Origin of the sequence: Melioribacter sulfuriphilus (genome assembly GCF_051488685.1) — a bacterium.
Classification (GTDB): domain Bacteria; phylum Bacteroidota; class Ignavibacteria; order Ignavibacteriales; family Melioribacteraceae; genus Melioribacter.
The window spans coordinates 71198-90692 of the sequence record NZ_JBPSEH010000001.1; the positions used below are offsets into that span (position 1 = coordinate 71198).

Below are 19495 nucleotides of genomic sequence, written 5' to 3' on the forward strand. Positions count from 1 at the left end.
ATGAGAAAATTATCGCACGAAGAAATTTCAAAAAACAGAAGCACACTCGATACGCTTCATAGAGTAAAAAAATTGCCCGTCTACGCTGTCCTTCACAATATCAGAAGTAGCTACAACGTAGGCTCGATATTGCGTACTTCGGACGGAGCCATGATAGAAAAATTGTATTTGTGTGGGTTCACTCCTGCACCTCCGAAAAAAGAAGTCCTCAAAACATCGCTTGGTGCTGAAGAGAGCGTAGCCTGGGAATATATTAAAGATACCAAAAGCATTATTAATGAGCTTAAATCTAAAGGCATTAAAATTTGTGCACTGGAATTGACCGATAGCAGCAAACCGTATTATAATCTAACAAAAAATGATTTTCCGCTCTGCCTAGTAGTTGGGAATGAAATCAGCGGAGTAACCGACGATATACTCGAATTATGCGATATTTCAATTGAAATTCCTCAGTACGGAATAAAGCAGTCGTTGAATGTAGCGGTTGCTTATGGCATATCGATTTTCGATTTAAGGAGGATTTACGATACAAATAATTAGCCCGCATATGTAAAATAGCTTTCCCCTCTGTCGTTAATATGAATCAGCAAAATATTTGCACGGACAAGTTTAATTAAAGTACGCGACGCTCTACGTTCAGAGATATTCGCAATTTTACAAAGAGTTTTAACGGTTATCGTTTCATGCCTGTCAAGGTAATCAAAAACAATTTTTTCGTTTTTCCCAAGAGAATAATTTTTTAACGACACGCCTGCTGACTGTGTCTGTAACAACTTGATCATTTCTTTACTCGCCTGTACGCTTTTATCGTTAATCCTGACGTACACAATTGCGTTATTTAAATCAAGGTTGGGTTTATAATCCTGTAGTCTATGGGGTTTAAGTTTAGATTCTTTAATTTCCACGACCATAATTTCTTTGTCATTAATTGGAATAACTGAGGTAGAATATTCGATAGGTGGTTCAATAAATTCACGTGCGGTTTTTTCAATTAACTCGAGATCGGATTTTTCACTTTCGATGCCATAAATTTTTTTATCGTCGTCCACTCCAAATAAAAGATAGCCACCGCGCGTATTTGCAAAAGCCATCATTTCTTTGGCAATCTTTTCGTAGGAGGAGAAGCGCTGTTTGAATTCAACATATAAACTTTCACCTCCTTCTATTAATTCCAATATTTTTTTGCGGTTCATTTCAAAAGCTTTTTCTTCACAGAATCGGCTTTTTCTTCGTGTTGAATTACTGGATGTTTTGTAGTATCCTGTTTAACGCCTTCGGATTTTTCCTCTTGAATTAATTCCCTTTTCATCATTTCTTTTTTCACATTAACTGAGTCAACCGTCTTTTCAGCATCATGTACTTCCCTCGTTTTTACGGTATCCTTAGATGCGTTTATCTTTTCGGCTTTTTCTTTCTCAAGTCGTTCCATTTCATCTTTGTATGTATTATACTTTGCAGCCACAGCTTTTCCATAAGGCGTCGAAAGGTAATCTTTGGAAGTCAATATTTTATAGTAAAATGCAGCTGAATCGTTCTTCGCCTGTTCTTCGTAGATAAATCCGATGTAATAAATTGACTTTGGTGCATAGGGTGAACGGGGATGCTGAAGATAAATATTTTTAAATGCCGCAATTGCCTCGTTATAATTTTTCTGGTAATATTTTTCTTCAGCTTCAACATATAACTTTTCGACAGGATCATCAACTTCTTTTATTTCAGTTGCATCTTCTATTAAACCGAGTTGCTTACCAGCCGCTGTATATAATTTATGTCGGGGATAATTATCATAAATTATTTTAAAAAGACTATCGGCTTTTTCTTTGTTCCCTTCGGCTTCGTAATATGTACCAAGCGCGTAAAGTGTATTAACCTTGAACTGACTTTCTGGATACTCTTCCAGAACTTTGTTGAAATAAAACAATGCAGAGTCAACATTGTTCAGTTCTGAATAAAACAAATTTCCTTTTTCAAACAGATTCTCTGCTATTAAAGATTTAATCGAATCGACACTAATTGAAGGTCGCGCGGGCTTTTTGACTTTTCCTTTTGCAATTAAGTCGATTAGCGACTGATTTTTTTCCGACATATCAGTAGTGTCGCTTACGGTTGTATCTTTAACGGCAACGGTATCCTCTTGGGACTCGCCTTCTTTGCTCCTTCTCAAAGGGTTATTTGTTCGAGCAGTATTCCGTTCCATTTTTTGGCGGTTCTGTTCGAGGTATTGTTTGTATGCAATATCGTAATCGACCGAATCGCGTATGAACCGGTCAGGATTCACCATGTAAATATATTGCAGATTTAAGTCGTTAATTTGGTCGTTCAGTTTGAAATATTTATCCATTACTTTATTGTGCGATACTACCTCGGCTTTCAATTCCCTGTCAATTAAAGGAGAAGTAACCACCTTATTATAATATTTGTAGGCACTATCAAAATCTCCTTTGTATAGTTCATAAATTTTTCCGATCATAATATCGGCAGAGACAGCAGAATTTTTCTTTTTGTATGTGGTATCGATATTCTTGTAAATCTCAAGAGCTTTATCAATTTCTTCTTTTTCATAATAAATATTACCCAGTTCCAGAATAATCCTATCTTCCTGTTCCTTGAATTTACCTTCGCCCAACAAATCATTAATCATTTCCTCGCTCTCTTCGACTTTGCCCAGGTCTCTTAAAAGTCGGGCGTATTCAATTCTACTTTCAAATTCGACGTCGAAGGAGGGAGAATATTCGAGAACTTTTGCAAAAGATTCGAGCGCTTTTTCTTTGTTGTCAAGGATAAGATGGATCTTACCAAGCTGATAATAAATCAAAGCCACCGTTTCGTCGTCTTCGGCATTAGTAAGAAATGAATTACACTCGTCTACTGCATTTTCGTATTCTTCCCTGAATAGAAGAAATGCAATTTTAGTTATCGAAGCTTTTTCAAATAACTCATAATCTTCGTCGACAAGAGCTGTCTTTTTTACTTCTTCGATGAGGTTGAGACCCTCTTCGAAATTTCGAAGTTGCAGATGTGTTTTAGCCAGCCACAATTTATTTTCGAGGGCATATTCCGATTCCGGGATGGCAGACAATTCAATGAATTTACGTTGAGCTCTCGCATATTCCTGCTGATAATAAAATGCTTTGCCGGTAAGGAAAAGCGCATCGTCGAAATACGAAGATTCTGTATCGAACTGTAATATTTTAGAGCACTTTTCGATAACCCTCGTCAACTCTTTATCGAGTTGAGGTCGGACTTTTTCCATTCTAAAAATAAATGGATCTGTTTGTTCTTTAAGGATATCTTCTTCAGCGCGTTCGAAAATTGTTTTTGCATTATAGTAGGTGTTGAAATAAGTAGTAAAATTTTTCCAGAGGCTGCAGGAATAGAAAACGAATCCAATCGAAATAAAAATAAAAGTTCTCTTGAACATAAAATTACCGTTCAATTTCAAAGCGCTTCGGTGCCCGATTCGTCCGTACGTATACGGATTGCATCCGAGATATCAGAAATAAAAATCTTGCCGTCGCCCACCTGTCCAGTTTTTGCTGTATTCAGGATTGCATCGATGGCTTTCTCGAAAATTGATTCGTCGACTACGACTTCGAGTTTAATTTTAGGAACGAATTCTATTTGATATTCACTACCTCTGTAAGTTTCTTTATGACCTTTCTGGCGTCCGTAGCCGCGCACTTCGGTAATGGTCATACCTCTAACGCCGACTTCGAGTAGAGCCTCTTTGACTTCGTCGAGTTTAAAAGGACGAATTATGGCTTCTATTTTTTTCATAAAGTCCTCTAATTAGAAAATTTACCGTGGCAATTTTTGTATTTTTTTCCGCTGCCACAGGGACAGGGATCGTTTCTGCCGATTTTTTCTTCAACGCGTACGGGCTTTTTCTTTACCATGGTGGTTGCCTCTTCCATAGGCTTCGCCCTCAGACCAAGATTATCAGCGGAATCTTTTATTGTACTCATTCTGGAAGGCTGGTGTCTTCTGCTTTCTTGAACTTCAACTGCTCTCTGAGGCCAGAATTTAAAGACAAAAGAAATAATTTCGTTTCTGATAGTATCGAGCAGCTGAACAAATAATTTGAATGCCTCGGCTTTATATTCAAGGAGTGGATCTTTTTGACCGTAAGCTCTCAAACCGATACCTTCTTTAAGGTCGTCCATGTCGCGTAGATGTTCTTTCCATTTTTCGTCGATAACGCTTAGAACGGCGTATCTTTCGAGGCGCGACATCAACTCTTCACCAAGCATTTCTTCTTTACGTCTGTAGAAGTCTTTTGCAGCTTCAAGAATTTTTTCTTTTAAACCATCTTTCCCAAGCTTTTCGATTGCATCTGGTTCGAATTTAATATCAACAAGAATTCTCTGGAATAATTCGTCATGAATAACATCAAAATTACCCTCATCAAAATTTTCTTCAACTAAAGCATTGACATACTCTTCGAGGTATTCGATAATTTCACCTTTGAGGCGTTCGCCTTCGAGAGCCTGCTTACGTCTTGCGTAAATTACTTCGCGCTGTTGATTCATAACGTTGTCGAATTCGAGCAAACGTTTACGGATTGCGAAGTTGTTTTCTTCAACTTTTTTCTGAGCTCTTTCAACCGAGCGACTTATCATTGGATGTTGAATCGCCTCGCCGTCTTCCATTCCAAGTCTTCCCATAATCGATGTTATTCTGTCGCCTCCAAAGAGTCTCATCAGATCGTCTTCGAGTGATATGAAAAATTTTGACGTTCCGGGGTCGCCCTGCCTTCCGGCTCTACCCCGCAGCTGTCTGTCGATACGACGCGATTCATGACGTTCAGTGCCGAGTATATAAAGTCCTCCCAATTCCCTGACGCCTGCTCCGAGTTTAATGTCCGTGCCGCGTCCTGCCATATTGGTTGCAATTGTAACGGCGCCTGGCTGGCCAGCAAATGCTACGATTTCCGCTTCTCGCTGGTGCTGTTTTGCATTAAGTACATTATGAGGAATTCCCTGCCGTTTTAACATACGGCTCAGAGTTTCGGATACTTCAACGCTTGTAGTACCGACAAGTACAGGACGCCGCTGTTCGCGCAACTCTTTTATTTTTTCGATAACCGCATTGTATTTTTCTCTTTTCGTTCTGTAAATCGCATCATCCTCGTCTACTCTGATCACGGGCTTGTTTGTGGGAATAACAACAACTTCCAGTTTATAGATTTCATAGAATTCATTTTCTTCGGTTTCAGCAGTACCTGTCATACCAGCGAGCTTTTTGTACAATCTGAAATAGTTCTGCAGAGTTATGGTAGCAAGTGTTTGAGTGTCTCTTTCGACCTTAACATTTTCTTTAGCTTCGATAGCCTGATGAAGACCGTCGGAATACCTTCTTCCTGGAAGGATACGACCGGTAAATTCGTCGACGATTGCAATCTTGCCATCTTCTGTAACGACATATTCAACATCTTTTTCGAAAAGAGTATAGGCTTTCAACAGTTGATTAATGGTATGTATTCTATCGGAACGTTCAGTAAATAATGCGTAAAGTTCGTCCTTCTTTTTCAGTTTATCTTCGGCAGAAAGGTTCGGATCGTTTTCGATTTTGCTTATTTCGGTGCCCAGGTCGGGAATAATAAAAAATTCTTTCCCTTCATTGCTGCCTGCAGCCAATTCTTCGCGACCTTTTTCGGTAAGGTCAATTTGATTAAGTTTTTCATCGATAGCAAAATAGAGTTCTTCGTCAATTTCAGGCATTCTTTTGGCATTCTCTCTCAGGAATTCCAATTCGGTCTGCTGAAGTAACTTTTTATTTTCTGGTTCTGAGAGCAACTTCATCAATGCCTTATTTTTCGGGAAGCCTCTGTAAGCTCTTAATAATAGAACACCTGCTTTTTCTCGATCTTTGGCATCTCCTGAAGCAAGTAAAGTTTCGGCTTCTTTTACAATCGATGCAACAAGATTAGCCTGCTTTCTAAACAGGCGCTCGACGCGTGGTTTCATTTCGTCGAATTTATGTTCAGCCTTTTCAACTGGTCCTGAAATTATTAGAGGTGTTCTGGCTTCGTCAATGAGTACAGAGTCGACCTCGTCGACAATTGCATAGTTGTGACCTCTCTGGACACAATGACTTTTGTCGATTGCCATATTATCGCGCAGATAGTCAAATCCAAATTCGTTATTCGTGCCATAGGTTATATCGCAATTGTATTCTTTGATTCTCTCTTCGGGTGTCATATGATTTAAAATACATCCGACCGTAAGACCGTGGAATTTGAATATTTCTCCCATCCATTGACTGTCGCGTTTAGCGAGATAGTCGTTTACCGTAACAAGATGAACACCCCTACCAGTAAGCGCATTGAGATACAGAGGCAATGTAGCAACTAAAGTTTTTCCTTCACCTGTAGCCATTTCTGCAATTTTACCCTGATGCAGAACAATGCCACCAATCAACTGGACATCGTATGGAATCATATCCCATGTAATTTTGGAACCAGCTACTTCCCACGATTTTCCTACCAGACGCCTGCATGTATCTTTTACAACTGCAAATGCCTGTGGCAATATTTCATTTAGAATTTCCTCGTATTTATCGTCGAGCTCTTTTTCCAGCTCTTCAATTTGATCATATACTTTGTGTTTTTCGCTTGCATCTTCAATATGGGCAAGTCTTTCTTTGAGCGTTTCAATTTGATTTCGGATTTCAGCAGTTTCCGATTGAATTTTTTCTTTAAATTCAGCGGTTTTTGCTCTAAGTTCGTCGTCCGTCAAATCTTTTAGTTTTTCGTATTCCTCATTGATTTTGTCGACTATTGGCCATAATTCTTTCAATGCTTTTGTATTCTTATCCCCAAAGATTTTTTTCAATAGCGTACTAATCATCAATCACTCCAGTTTTTCGAAGTTGAAAGTTAAATAATGAGGTTCTGAAATGCAATTAATCACCTGATAACTCCACACTTATAAAGTCAACCAATCAGATAGTTCCACTCGATATAAAAATTGGAACAGAATATTCTTATTTTTGTTTTCAAACCTTTAGCCTAATATGAATAAGAAGAAATTTCGGTTTTCAGAGAAATTCACAAAAAGATTAATCGAGCTCTCGGAAGGTTTGATTAATTCGGAGGAGTTCGAATCTGTCTTAAGTCTCCTGAAGGAAGAAGCGTCGAAATATTATTTTTCTCCCTCCTCTGAAGTAAACTTACTCAGAGTATTGACTGCAATATATGACAAGCGAAGCTTTTTAAATGAATTGTTAGTTTATCCCCACCACGCCGAAATTCTAATAGCAATTACTGCCAGCAGCAATTATTTAACAGATATAGTTGTGCGTAACCCGGAATATCTTTATCAAACTTTCGATCAGGAATATCTTAAGAGTATTCTCGAAGAAGAAAAACTAAAAGAAGAATTGTTAGCAGGGATCGAAAGATATTCAACAGTAAACGCAAAATTAAATTATATACGACAATTCAAAAAAAGATACATACTGAAAATTGGATTAACCGATTTGCTGGGCATGGGTAACCTCGAGGAAATAACTTCTCAATTAGCCACACTGGCTAAAGTAATCAATTCCGGTTTATTCGATTTTTGTTATTCTGAAATATTAAAAAAATACGAGGTGGAAAATATTGATAACAGATATTGTCTGTGCGCTCTTGGTAAATTAGGAGGCAACGAATTAAACTACAGCTCAGATGTAGACATGCTGCTTTTTTATGATGAGAATGGTTCATACGGCAATAAAGAATACCACGAAATTTTATCCGAAGCCGCCCTGCTTTACATCAAATATTCGACAGAAATTACTGAAAGGGGTTACATCTATCGCGTCGATTTCAGACTGCGACCAGATGGTAAATTTTCGCCTTTATGTAAATCCTATACAGATTACATACGTTATTACGAGGCACGGGGTGAGGATTGGGAAAGGCAAATGTTAATTAAACTCGACTTTGTTTCGGGCGACAGAGAACTTTACAAAAAATTTTACGATCTAATTCAACCATATATCTTTCCCGCATCGTTTACAAAATCCCTTAAAGCGCAAATTAAAAAGATGAAGACGAATATTGAGCTTCATAGCAAATCAGAAAAAAACATTAAATTGTTTGCTGGTGGAATAAGAGACATCGAATTTACCGTTCAGGCGCTTCAATTAATTAACGGCGGAAAAATAAAGGAACTGAGAACTGGCAATACTTTGATGGCAATAAAAATTCTTAATTCTTATCGCCTGCTAAACGACCATGAAGCTGAAATACTGAAGGACGCTTACATTACCTACAGAAAAATCGAGCATTTCCTCCAACTTATGAACGATACACAAACGCATTTAATTCCTGCGGAAGGCGAGTTACTCTTTAAATTGCTGAACTATCTTGGATTTAAAAATCCTGCGGAATTCAATAAGAAACTTGATGAATTAAGAAAAGAAGTAAGAAAAATTTACAACGATATTATGGGCGAAGACGAAGAGGCTTCTACAGATCTTTTCGTCAATATTAAATTTACAGATATTAATCGTGCGGATAAAAATCTAAAATACTTGCGTAGCGGGATTGGATATCTTGAACAAAAACAATTCGACTCCAGAACGATTGAACTATTTTCTAATCTTGAAAAAGACCTGGCGAACTATCTTGAAAACTCAACGGCTCCGGATGTAGTACTCGAGAATTTTACTAAAATTATCAGAGCAACAAAATTTCCGTCAATCTGGTATGCTCAATTTTCTAACACCGATTTTTTCAACGACTTCCTGCGCATTTGCGAATTCGCATCGAAAGCAATCGACATTATTACAATAGATAAGCTCTCTGAAGAGTCTTTTATTTCAGGAGAAGTTTTTCTTAAAAATTTATTCGACGACATTAGTAATTTCAGTCTCAATAAAATCATTCTATCAACTTCTATCCAGTATACACTGGGTTTTATTGACGTAGATACCGTTTCGAAAATTTTGTGTAAATATATTGACATAGCAATACGTGAATCGTGTGAAAAATATAGAGAAGAATTTCCCTTTTTCGTTGCAGGACTGGGCAGTTACGGAACGATAAAAATGCACTACGTTTCTGATGTCGATTTAATCGTCGTTACTGATGATATTACAAAACATCCCGAAATCCACACCATTTTTCAAAACGTACTGGGAATTATTAAGAACAGGCTACCTTCATTCGAAATCGATTTTCGTTTGCGACCCGAAGGGAAAAGCTCGCCTCTCGTCTGGGACATTAAGAATTATAAACAATACCTGCGAACAAGAGCGCGCACGTGGGAACTTCAGGCATTGTGGAAATCGCGTATAATTACGGGTGAATTGAATTTATTCGAAGATTTCAGAGGAGAAATAATCTCCCGAGTAAAAGAATCCGACAAGGAGAGATTAAAAAAAGAGATTCTGGAAATGTATAAACGCATTCAGAAAGAGGAGATACTCAGAACGGGTGATACATTTAATATTAAAAAACAACGAGGTGGTCTCCTGACGCTTGACTTTCTCACTCAATTTATTGCACTTACAAATGCAGAAATTTTTGATTCTACATTCGGACAACCGACGGTTCATACTCTCGATATTTTAACAGAAAAAGTCGACAGAAATGATTTCGAAGCGCTCTCCAAAAATTACAGGAGATTAAAAGAAATTGAGTTGGCAATTCAGATACTTTTCAATACGAAAAGTACAATTGTGCCGCTTGGCACAGAAAAGAAAAATCAACTTGCTGCATTTTTCGGCCAGAGTCCTGATGAATTCATGAACGAATTCAAGTCGATTATCAAAGAAAATATCCAGTTGTTCGAAAAATATACTGCTTGAATGGACTATTCGAGTTCATCCATCAAATCTTCTTTTTTCTCCGGGTCGACTTCCCTTTCGGTCATGAACGATTGTAATAACACATCTACCTGTTGAATTAATTTTTTCTTATAATATTTCGGCGCATAAATTGAAGCGTCGAGCATATAAAGCCGTTTAGTAGGTTCATCGTAAAAAGTATAATTAATAAAAGGACCACCCATCGAGCCGTCATTCATCTTCCATAATCCTTGAGTCATCAAAGCATAACGTCCCAGAAAATTGACTTCTTTTGTAGTTCTGTAGTTATCTTCGATTACGACGTAATTAGAATCGTCTGAAGTTCTATAGAATTTTTCTGTAACTCTATTACGAATAGCATAAACTGAATCCCTATTAAGAAGCAGAGGCGATGCATTATCAATCCAGTGAACAAAAATCCATCTTTCCATATCCGTACCGGGAGCTCGTCTTAGCCATACAAAATTATGCTTGGGATTATCGATTGCCAGATGATAGTCGGCCTGTACATAAATCAACCAGCCGTAATTTTTAAGAAGTTTAGCTTCGATATCTTTTTTTTCGTATCGGGAGTTGTACAAACTCTTAAAAAGTCGCTCGTTGGATATTTTCTGAAAAGAGTAGAGCAGATTTTCATGTTCGTCCAGAATTTTTTTGCTGAGTGTGTTCAAGTCGTTAGCTGTGAGAATCATTACCAGTTGTCCTTTTGCCCACACGTCAAATTTATTTATCACAAAAACAGAATCCTGACGCACCATCTCCTTTACCTGCCTATTTAATAATCCATCAATATAATTCGAAGTATTCGATCCACTCCCCAGCGGTGCAATGATTATAATGTTTTTCTTGTTTTTGTATTTATCGAGGTCGGAGATCTCTTTTCTGATCAGGATGAACAAATTTTCAGGCTGTGGTGTGTAAATGATCTTGCTAAAGACGGTCAAAAGCGAGGCTTCAATTTGTTCATATTCGGTGGAATCTGCAAAGACTATGATTTCGTCCTCATTACCTGTAGCACTTTTCTTGGCATCGCAGGCAACAATCAATGCAATCAGTATCGGAATTAGTAAAAGATTTTTTGTTCTCATGACTCAAATTTAATTTTTGACCTTATACATGGTGCTTTCAATAATTGTTTCAGTAAGGGACGTTATGAAGCAGAAGGGAAACGTTTGGGAAAAAAATCGCATACAAAATCCACATAACGATTCCCACAGATATCGGTATTGTTAAATTGTCATCTAAAAAACCTGCCGATAAATTTTCTACTATAGCTCCTGCAGCCACAGCTACAAATCCGATAAAATACTCAGCCACATCGCCTGTAACTTTTGGTGTAAAGAGAACTACCAATCCAGAAAAGAAAAAAAAGGCAAAGGTGCCTTCAAGACTTTTTTTCAGTAATGGTGTGTGTCCATATTTCCGGCCTACTAAAGCAGCTGCAATGTCGCCAATTATCAGAACGGCAAAAGCAGTAACTGCAATAACTTTTGGAAAGACTGAAATCACTATTACGGCGGATACCAAAACATAAGTTGCGCCGTTCAACCTTTTTGTGGAATGATCCTTTTCATGATTTCTCAATAGGAAGCCGAATAATTTATAAAAAAAGTCGCTGACTGGTTTAATGTAATACCTGCTTAGGTCGATAATTACAGATAAGATAAGAAGAGGCGCAAGTATAGTGAGTGCCAATTCCTTAGTTATATGGTAATAGATAACTGGAATTGACATGGAGCACAGATGAATTGCCTTCCTGAGCACTTCGTTTTTATAATCGATTGTAGCGTAGTCAGTCGGCATTATCTGACTTATTGTTATCGTCTCCGGTTTCTCTCTTCTTTTTTCTTTCTTCGAGTAATTGCTTGACATGTTCGGGTACTTCGTTCTCTTCTTTTTGTGTTTCGGTATTATTTCTTTTTACCGGCGGAAGTTCCTCGCCTTTAATAATTTTTTCAATTTCTTCGCCGTCAAGAATTTCTCTTTCCAGCAATTCTTTAGATAGTTTATGAAGCAGGTCGATATTATCAGAAAGAATTTTTTCGGCTCTATTCATACAGGTCATAACAATGTTCTTAATTTCGTCGTCAATCTCCTGTGCAGTTCTTTCGCTGTAATCTTTGTGACGAGTGATTTCTCTGCCGAGGAATATTTCCTCCTCTTTTGAACCGTAAGAAAGCGGACCTAATTTTTCGCTCATACCCCATTCGCATACCATTTTACGGGCAATATTTGTAGCTTTTTCGATATCATTGCCTGCACCTGTAGTATATCTTTTAAAGACAATCTTTTCAGCTGCTCGTCCACCTAAGGCGTAAGTAATCATCGCTTCGAGGTATTCTTTCGAATACGTATGTTTTTCGTCAACGGGTAAATATGTAGTAACTCCGAGAGCCCTGCCGCGAGGTATAATAGTTACTTTATGAACGGGATCGGCTTCCGGAAGCATTTTTGCAACAAGCACATGTCCAATTTCATGGTAAGCCGTAATTTTCTTTTCTTCTTCTGAAATAATAAGGCTTTTACGCTCCATTCCCATCATTACTTTGTCTTTAGCCTCTTCAAAGTCTTCCATCGAAACTTTCTTTTTATTTTTACGGGCAGCCAATAATGCTGCTTCGTTGACCAGATTTGCCAGTTCAGCGCCTGCGAGTCCTGGCGTTGCTTTGGCAAGTACACTCAAATCGACGTCTGAATCAAGAGGAATTCTGCGAGTGTGCACTTTTAGAATTCCTTCCCTGCCTTTAACATCGGGACGATCGACAACAATCTGACGATCGAATCTGCCAGGTCTGAGCAATGCCGGGTCGAGAACGTCGGGTCGGTTTGTAGCTGCAATAATAATTACTCCGCTATTTTGTTCAAAACCGTCCATTTCAACCAGCAGCTGATTCAAAGTTTGTTCACGTTCGTCGTGACCGCCACCCAATCCGGCGCCTCGATGTCGACCTACCGCGTCAATTTCGTCAATGAAAATTATGCAGGGTGCATTTTTCTTGCCCTGTTCGAACAGGTCGCGTACACGACTGGCACCGACACCAACAAACATTTCAACGAAATCGGCTCCTGAAATTGAAAAGAATGGAACACCTGCCTCGCCAGCAACAGCACGCGCCAGTAAAGTTTTACCCGTTCCTGGAGGTCCCAGCAGAAGAACGCCACGCGGAATTTTTCCGCCTAACTTCTGGAATTTGCCCGGTTCTTTTAGAAATTCGATAATTTCTTCGAGTTCAAGCTTGGCTTCGTCTGCACCTGCAACGTCTTTGAAAGTAACTTTAATTGCCGATTCAGTAATTAACTTTGCACGACTTTTACCGAAGTTGAACAAGCCTTTTGTTCCACCAGCACCACTTTGCATCCTTCTAAATAGAAGGATCCATACGCCAAATAAAATTATCCAGGGCAAGAATCCCAATAAAATGGTTGTCCACTCGTTGGAATCTTTTACAAATGTAAACTTGATGTTTTTCTCTTTCCACAGTTTTACCTGTTCTGATAGGACGGGCTCAATAAGAGTAACCACGAAGACCTTGACTTCGACATTTACACCGTTGAGAAAAATATTTTCCTGAGTTTTTAGCTTGCCTTCGAAACGGTAATCGTTAATGTCTGTTTTATAGACTTTAGCTTCCGATATTTTATCCTGATTTAAAAAGTTTTCATAAACATCATACGGAACTTCAACAGCGTTATCTACTCCGCTGCGCATAAATTGCATAATAATCACAGCAATAACGATTATAGCGCCCCAGCTAAAAACTGTTCTAATAATTTTCGACCAATCAAAATCGCCGTCAGGTTTTTGTTCGTTATTGTTTAACGATTTTCTCGGTTTTGAATTTTTCTTTTTATATTCGTTTGGCATTCCTTTTTTAACCTCAATTTATTCACTCAATGCATAGATGGATTTTAAATTCCTATATTTTTGGGCGTAATCGAGACCGTAGCCGATTACAAATTTGTCTTCAATTTCAAATCCAATATAATCAATTTTAACGTCATATTTTAAACTGCTCGGTTTTACCAGCAGAGAAACAACCTTCATACTTGCCGGATTGTGCCCGGCTATTAAGTTTTCGATATATTTAATGGATAATCCACTATCGACAATATCTTCAACTATAATGAGATGCCTGTCCGAAATATCGGCATTAAGATCTTTTATAAGTTTTACATTGCCTGAACTTATCTTAGAATCTCCGTAACTCGAAAGTTTAAAAAAGTCGACCTCACATTTGATTGTAATTTGTTTCATTAAGTCGGACATAAACATAAACGAGCCATTTAACACACCAATGAAAATTGGTAGTTTTGTTTTATAGTCGGCCGATATCTGACGTCCCAATTCTTTAATTCTGTTTTGTATTTCTTCTTCTGTAAGATAGGGTACAAATTTTTCCGTGCCGACCCATATTTCGTTATTCAAGGGATTTATCATTTCATCCATAGTTTGTATATCTTCCTTGTGTTAGTTGTAATTTTAAATCGTTCGTCTATCCTTAAACCGACGACCCAAATAATATAGTTCCCATTTGTCATGACCAGTTGATTATTCCTTTCGACCGGCGCTACTCTGGAATCGGTAAGGAAATCTGAAATTTTCTTGTGGTGTTTCATTCCCAGCGGGATGAATTTATCCCCCGCTTTCCATTTCCTGACCACAAAATTTTCGGATAAATTGTCTCCCGTAATATATTCAACTTTCCCTGATTTCTGGTAACTTACTTCCGTTTTGTCGACAGGAGTGATCCCGATGGTTTGCCCAAATATTTTCACGCTTGTCCCCGGTGTTAATTTTACACTGCAATCCTTAACTTTTTCAGGTTCGAGAAGTGTTACATATCCTCTCTGTCGAACTGCAATAAGTTGTTTTTTTAATTCAATCGTTTTACCTGTTTGATTTAGATTTCCGATCGACTTCAAGTCTGTATATTCGAGTTCTATTTTCCATTTTTCTCTAACAGCCTTTCTGATCGCATCATTTAAAAGTACGCTTTCAACTTTTTTAAATGCTGTCGATTTTATTGATAATTTATTTTGCTTTACGATGAAAAAAGAATTGATGATTTTATTTATTTCCTTTTCGAGATAATCAAAGTATTTTTCAATTGTTTTTGACGTGCGAAAGACAGCGTCGTCAGCAGAGGGATTTATTTCTTTAAAAAGAGGAATAATTTTATTCCTTATAAAATTCCTCCTGAATGCGTTTTGAAGATTCGTGCTATCAATTTTGAAATCGATATTTCTATCATTAAGATATGATAATATTTCTTCCTTGGTCAAAGCAAGGAGGGGACGTATGATATTATCTCTTTTAACGGGAATTCCCGAGATTCCTTTCAAGCCGGTTCCTGAAATTAGATTTAGCACCACAGTTTCCGTATTGTCGTCTTTGTTATGAGCTGTTATGACCTTAGCATTCAGTTTTTTAGAGAGCCTGGCGAGTTCTTCATATCTTAGATTACGCGCCGCTTCTTCAACAGAAAGTTTATTCTTCTTTGCATATTCTTTTACGTCCAGGTCGATAATGGTCAATGGTATTTTTAACTTGTCGCAGATTGAAACTACAAATTCACGGTCCCGATCGGATTCCTTCCCTCTCAAGTGATGGTCGAAATGGACAGCATAGAGGTGGCATTTATATTTTCGCGAATATTTGAAAAAAAATGAGAGAGCAAAAACGGAATCCGGTCCTCCGCTGAGTGCAATCAGCAAATTATCTCCCTCGTTGACAAGCTCTTGTTCTTTAATAAAATTAATTACTTTCTCTTCTATCTTTTTAATCATTCAAAATCCTTATCTTCTCATTAGACGAATCAAAGCATCTTCTCCAACTTTTCGGACTTCATTCATATAGAATTTATAGGCTTTTGAAAGACTATTGATTCCCAATCCGCTGCATAATGGAATACCTTCGCAAAGCAGCTTGGGAGCAATGAACAGAAGAATTTCGTCGTCGAGCTTATTCTTAATAAACGACGAGAAAACTCTACCCCCTCCTTCTACAAGTATCGAAGTGATTTTCATTTTACCCAGTTTTCTCATCAACGATTTGAGATCGAGCATTCCTTCAGAACTTACAGGGACAAAGACAAATTCTACACCCGCTTCGTAGTATTTAGTTAATTTCGGTAGATCTTTGTTTTTTTTGTCGGTAACAATTATCAAGTTATTGTCCTTATTTTTCCGTACGAGATCAGAATTTGGTTTTAGTTCCAGACGGGTATCGAGCACAATTCTTTTGGGATTGCGCCCTTCTACCAGTCTTACGGTAAGAGAAGGTTTATCTGTTTTAACAGTATTATAACCTACAAGAACAGCATCATATTCGGTACGAAGTTCATGAACCATACTTCTCGATTCGACAGAAGAAATCCATTTCGAATTCCCGTTTATATCGCTTATTTTCCCATCGAGTGTAAGCGCCATCTTTAACGTAACATAAGGTGTTTTAAAGGAGCTGTATTTCAGAAAGAAGCGGTTTAAATCAATCGATTCTTTTTCCATTATTCCGGAGATAATTGCAATGCCACTTTCTTTTAATTTCTTTGCAATTTTATTGTAGAAAAGAGAATTATTGTCGAGGGTGCCGAAGACCATCTTTTTGACGCCTGAATTTCTGAAAAGGGCAACATATCTTTCTTCTTCTCCAGAAGTAATAATGGGATTGATATTTGAATAAAGTATTGAACCATTTGGAACATTACACTTCGAAAGAAGAACAAATTCAGGTTGCTCCGAATGACGGTCCTTCAGAAATTCGGCAGCAATAATTTTACCGTCATTTACAATAACGACGCCTCTCAAAGAAAGGGGGCTAACTGCTCCCTTCCCTTTTTCAGCCATCTGGAGTGTAATTTGAATGAAAGATTCGTCTTGCAATTTATTCCAGCTCTAAGATTTCAAATTTTATAATGCCAGCCGGAACTTTTGCTTCCACGATCTGACCCACTTTAGCGCCAATTAATGCCTGTCCGACAGGCGAAGAAATTGAAATTTTACCCGCCTCAAGATTTGCCTCTTCGGGAGATACGAGTGTATATGTATACGTTTTTTGATTTTTCAGATTTTTTACTTTTACAGTAGACAGGATATGTACCTGGTCTTTCGGCATATTGGATGTGTCGATAATTCTGGCTCTCGAAAGGAGTTCTTCGAGCTTGCTAATTTTCATTTCAAGAAGACCCTGTTCTTCTTTGGCGGCGTCGTATTCAGCATTTTCCGATAAATCGCCGTGTGCGCGAGCTTCGGCAATTTTTTCCGCCATCTTTTTTCTGCCGTTGGTCTTTAATTCATTCAGTTCTTTTTCTATTTCCCGCATTCGCTCTTTACTCAGATATACAAAGTTTGCCACTTCAATGACTCCTTTTTCTTTATTTTTGTCTTTTCGTAAAAAAAATTGCCACCGCATTCGCAGTGGCATCGAAAAAATAAAAATATTCATCGAAGTTTTCAACTATAAAAGGCATATCAAATAGGAAATCAATTTGAGTCGTTTGATTTGCTAAAATAAACCAACCATGTGAAAAGTACTTTATCCAGATAAAAATTACACAACAAGACGTAATAAAAGTAAAACTAAACTACGATGAGATTATATGATACTAAATTGAGAACTCGATAACACCGTAAGCTTAACATTACTTTAATGAATACCATTAAAATATACTTAATGGGGGAAGCAAAATTTAAGAAGCGAAGTAGAGAGATGATCTATTTGACTTTAAGGATACCTTTTACAGTAATCTTTATATCAGTAATTTAGAGCAAACTTTCAGTTTTGAGTTGGCTTTCTTAAATTGTAATTACTAATACTGTAGGGCAAAGATGAACAAAAAATTGTTAAGTCTGATTTTATTCTCAATAGCGATGGCTTATCTTGAAGCAAGTGTAGTTGTATATTTACGTAAAATCTACTATCCCGACGGTTTCAATTTCCCTTTGAAGCAAATTGAAACAAAGATGTTGATAATCGAAATCGGGAGGGAAATAGCCACAATATTGATGATAGTATCGATTGCATATATTTTCGGGACAAATCTTCGAAAGAGATTCATAACTTTTTTGCTGGTATTTGGCATCTGGGATATTTTTTATTACGTATGGCTCAAAATACTTATAAATTGGCCGCTTTCACTTTTAGACGACGATCTATTATTTCTTATCCCCGTTCCGTGGGTATCGCCAGTTATCGCTCCTGTAATCGTATCGTTATTCTTCATATTGATTTATATACTTGAATCGAAATTTGCAGACGAAAGTCAGACAATTAAACGCAGCGCCATTTTACCTCTGGCTACAGGAACTACTTTAATACTTATTTCGTTTATGTGGAACATCAACGAAAGGATTAAATCGTATTCTCCTGTTGAATTTCTTTGGGAAGTTTTTACTGCAGGGATAATACTCTGGATAGCAAGTTTATTAATTACATACAGAACTAAGGAGAAAATTATGGCTACGGAAAAATTAAAACTCGGTTCTAAAGCACCCGACTTCAGCCTCGAGGGTGTTGACGGCAAAACATATTCGCTCGACAGTTTTAAGGAGAAAGAAGCTTTAATTGTGATTTTCAGTTGCAATCACTGTCCTTATGTACAGGCATATGAAGATAGAATCATAAAAATTCAGGAAGATTACGCCGGAAGAGTACAGGTTGTAGCAATCAATTCAAATGATGATGTAAAATATCCCGAAGATTCGTTCGAAGAGATGAAAATTAGAGCCGAAAAGAAAAAGTTTAATTTTCCATATCTAAGAGACGAAACTCAAGAAACAGCCCGAGCATACGGAGCCACGCACACACCTGAAATTTTTTTGTTTGACAAAAAGCGTGAACTCCGCTTTCACGGTAAGATTGACGACAACTGGCAGGAACCTGCAGCAGTTAAACAAAATTATCTACGAGATGCACTTGATGAATTACTCTCTGGCAAAGAGATATCTGTGCCGGAAACTTTTACAATTGGCTGTACGATAAAATGGAAATAAAAAAAGCTGCCATAAAGGCAGCTCAAATTCTGACTTTAAATCTTCAGAAATTTAATACATAATTCCGAGATTCAGTGTGATGTAAATATGTCCAAAATCCTTGCGAACCTTACCTTCAAGGCTTTCAACTCCATCGTCGAGCATATGAATAAAATAATAGCGCACGTTAAGCCCGGCAAGATTTTTTTTGCTAATTCCAAAATTGGCGCCAATTCCTACATACCCGCCAGCAGCGTAGTGCATTTTAGCATCGCCGAAGGCTGAAAAAAATTCCTTTTCGTAGGGTGTTGTAAAAACAAATGTTGGACCTACACCCGCGTTGACATAAGGTCTCAAATTATCTGTTAACGTTTTACTGAATAGTCTGTACTGAATTCCGAGGTTCAACGGAAGAAGAAACACACGATTCTTTTTCCCGATTACATAAGGAATTCCAAAGTAAGGGTCGATATATTCGATTTCCCGCTCGTCTTTCGATTCAGAAACTGATAAGTCAACAAAGCCGGTAATATTTTCACTCAAACTTTTTCTGAAAAAAGTACCAAGTCCAAATCCTCCTTCTCCAAACATAATATCAATTCCCCAGCTGTTCTCGGGAAAAATTTCATTCCGTTTTTCAGGTGCAAGTTTTCCAATACGTTGTCCGTATGCTGAGAACAAGGGCAACAAAATCATCATAACCAAAAACCTCTTCATAATACACCTC

Annotated in this window: 15 protein-coding genes; 3 read left to right on the forward strand and 12 right to left on the reverse strand. The window is 37.7% G+C overall.

Annotation, left to right across the window (positions count from 1 at the left end; all coding sequences use genetic code 11):
- Positions 1–540: an RNA methyltransferase gene (locus ACSSV9_RS00370; RefSeq protein WP_437345250.1), complete on the forward strand. Its 540-nt coding sequence runs from the start codon at positions 1–3 to the stop codon at positions 538–540.
- Here the strand turns inward: ACSSV9_RS00370 and ACSSV9_RS00375 are convergent.
- Genes ACSSV9_RS00375 through secA form a run of 4 tightly spaced genes read right to left on the reverse strand, consistent with a single transcriptional unit; the run spans position 537 to position 6848 of the window.
- On the reverse strand, positions 537–1193 hold the full coding sequence (locus ACSSV9_RS00375) for an AlbA family DNA-binding domain-containing protein (protein ID WP_437345251.1): 657 nt from the start codon (positions 1191–1193) through the stop codon (positions 537–539). The two genes, ACSSV9_RS00370 and ACSSV9_RS00375, sit on opposite strands and share 4 nt — an antisense overlap.
- A complete protein-coding gene (locus ACSSV9_RS00380) occupies positions 1190–3421 on the reverse strand; it encodes a tetratricopeptide repeat protein (protein WP_437345252.1) in 2232 nt (743 codons plus the stop codon). The genes ACSSV9_RS00375 and ACSSV9_RS00380 overlap by 4 nt, the downstream gene beginning before the upstream one ends.
- A 17-nt stretch (positions 3422–3438) precedes the next feature.
- Positions 3439–3777, reverse strand: coding sequence for a P-II family nitrogen regulator (locus ACSSV9_RS00385; protein WP_437345253.1), 339 nt, complete (start codon positions 3775–3777; stop codon positions 3439–3441).
- An 8-nt stretch (positions 3778–3785) separates the two neighbouring features.
- Positions 3786–6848: a preprotein translocase subunit SecA gene (secA, locus tag ACSSV9_RS00390; RefSeq protein ID WP_437345254.1), complete on the reverse strand. Its 3063-nt coding sequence runs from the start codon at positions 6846–6848 to the stop codon at positions 3786–3788.
- Between the two features lie 166 nt (positions 6849–7014).
- On the opposite strand from secA, the gene ACSSV9_RS00395 reads away from it, so the two are divergent.
- Positions 7015–9798 carry a [protein-PII] uridylyltransferase family protein gene (locus tag ACSSV9_RS00395; protein ID WP_437345255.1) on the forward strand — a complete coding sequence of 928 codons (2784 nt, stop codon included), beginning with the start codon at positions 7015–7017 and terminating at the stop codon, positions 9796–9798.
- 5 nt (positions 9799–9803) lie between these two features.
- Here ACSSV9_RS00395 and ACSSV9_RS00400 read toward each other — a convergent pair whose 3' ends face one another.
- The 7 genes from ACSSV9_RS00400 to greA are packed head-to-tail and all read right to left on the reverse strand — an operon-like array spanning position 9804 to position 17152.
- Positions 9804–10886, reverse strand: coding sequence for a DUF4837 family protein (locus ACSSV9_RS00400; protein ID WP_437345256.1), 1083 nt, complete (start codon positions 10884–10886; stop codon positions 9804–9806).
- 49 nt (positions 10887–10935) lie between these two features.
- A complete protein-coding gene (locus ACSSV9_RS00405; RefSeq protein WP_437345257.1) occupies positions 10936–11601 on the reverse strand; it encodes a diacylglycerol/polyprenol kinase family protein in 666 nt (221 codons plus the stop codon).
- On the reverse strand, positions 11591–13663 hold the full coding sequence (ftsH, locus tag ACSSV9_RS00410; protein ID WP_437345258.1) for an ATP-dependent zinc metalloprotease FtsH: 2073 nt from the start codon (positions 13661–13663) through the stop codon (positions 11591–11593). The genes ACSSV9_RS00405 and ftsH overlap by 11 nt, the downstream gene beginning before the upstream one ends.
- A gap of 18 nt (positions 13664–13681) precedes the next feature.
- The gene (gene hpt / locus ACSSV9_RS00415; RefSeq protein ID WP_437345259.1) at positions 13682–14245 is read right to left on the reverse strand and encodes a hypoxanthine phosphoribosyltransferase; all 564 of its coding nucleotides are present in this window, start codon (positions 14243–14245) and stop codon (positions 13682–13684) included.
- Positions 14233–15585: a tRNA lysidine(34) synthetase TilS gene (gene tilS, locus ACSSV9_RS00420; RefSeq protein WP_437345260.1), complete on the reverse strand. Its 1353-nt coding sequence runs from the start codon at positions 15583–15585 to the stop codon at positions 14233–14235. The genes hpt and tilS overlap by 13 nt, the downstream gene beginning before the upstream one ends.
- A 9-nt stretch (positions 15586–15594) precedes the next feature.
- The gene (ribD, locus tag ACSSV9_RS00425; RefSeq protein ID WP_437345261.1) at positions 15595–16680 is read right to left on the reverse strand and encodes a bifunctional diaminohydroxyphosphoribosylaminopyrimidine deaminase/5-amino-6-(5-phosphoribosylamino)uracil reductase RibD; all 1086 of its coding nucleotides are present in this window, start codon (positions 16678–16680) and stop codon (positions 15595–15597) included.
- Position 16681: 1 nt separating this feature from the next.
- A complete protein-coding gene (greA, locus tag ACSSV9_RS00430; protein WP_437345262.1) occupies positions 16682–17152 on the reverse strand; it encodes a transcription elongation factor GreA in 471 nt (156 codons plus the stop codon).
- A 473-nt stretch (positions 17153–17625) separates the two neighbouring features.
- Here greA and ACSSV9_RS00435 point away from each other — a divergent pair, with 473 nt between their 5' ends.
- On the forward strand, positions 17626–18789 hold the full coding sequence (locus ACSSV9_RS00435; protein WP_437345263.1) for a thioredoxin family protein: 1164 nt from the start codon (positions 17626–17628) through the stop codon (positions 18787–18789).
- 51 nt (positions 18790–18840) lie between these two features.
- Here ACSSV9_RS00435 and ACSSV9_RS00440 read toward each other — a convergent pair whose 3' ends face one another.
- Positions 18841–19485 carry a hypothetical protein gene (locus ACSSV9_RS00440; protein WP_437345264.1) on the reverse strand — a complete coding sequence of 215 codons (645 nt, stop codon included), beginning with the start codon at positions 19483–19485 and terminating at the stop codon, positions 18841–18843.
- Positions 19486–19495: the final 10 nt, after the last annotated feature.

What these genes read in the sequence shown, in the direction of transcription:
- ACSSV9_RS00385 (WP_437345253.1), bottom strand. Translation starts at nt 3,777, where the DNA reads ATGAAAAAAATAGAAGCCATAATTCGTCCTTTTAAACTCGACGAAGTC.
- ACSSV9_RS00440 (WP_437345264.1), bottom strand. Translation starts at nt 19,485, where the DNA reads ATGAAGAGGTTTTTGGTTATGATGATTTTGTTGCCCTTGTTCTCAGCA.
- tilS (WP_437345260.1), bottom strand. Translation starts at nt 15,585, where the DNA reads ATGATTAAAAAGATAGAAGAGAAAGTAATTAATTTTATTAAAGAACAA.
- ACSSV9_RS00370 (WP_437345250.1), top strand. Translation starts at nt 1, where the DNA reads ATGAGAAAATTATCGCACGAAGAAATTTCAAAAAACAGAAGCACACTC.
- ACSSV9_RS00435 (WP_437345263.1), top strand. Translation starts at nt 17,626, where the DNA reads ATGAACAAAAAATTGTTAAGTCTGATTTTATTCTCAATAGCGATGGCT.
- hpt (WP_437345259.1), bottom strand. Translation starts at nt 14,245, where the DNA reads ATGGATGAAATGATAAATCCCTTGAATAACGAAATATGGGTCGGCACG.
- ACSSV9_RS00380 (WP_437345252.1), bottom strand. Translation starts at nt 3,421, where the DNA reads ATGTTCAAGAGAACTTTTATTTTTATTTCGATTGGATTCGTTTTCTAT.
- ACSSV9_RS00395 (WP_437345255.1), top strand. Translation starts at nt 7,015, where the DNA reads ATGAATAAGAAGAAATTTCGGTTTTCAGAGAAATTCACAAAAAGATTA.
- secA (WP_437345254.1), bottom strand. Translation starts at nt 6,848, where the DNA reads ATGATTAGTACGCTATTGAAAAAAATCTTTGGGGATAAGAATACAAAA.
- ACSSV9_RS00375 (WP_437345251.1), bottom strand. Translation starts at nt 1,193, where the DNA reads ATGAACCGCAAAAAAATATTGGAATTAATAGAAGGAGGTGAAAGTTTA.
- ACSSV9_RS00400 (WP_437345256.1), bottom strand. Translation starts at nt 10,886, where the DNA reads ATGAGAACAAAAAATCTTTTACTAATTCCGATACTGATTGCATTGATT.
- ACSSV9_RS00405 (WP_437345257.1), bottom strand. Translation starts at nt 11,601, where the DNA reads ATGCCGACTGACTACGCTACAATCGATTATAAAAACGAAGTGCTCAGG.
- ftsH (WP_437345258.1), bottom strand. Translation starts at nt 13,663, where the DNA reads ATGCCAAACGAATATAAAAAGAAAAATTCAAAACCGAGAAAATCGTTA.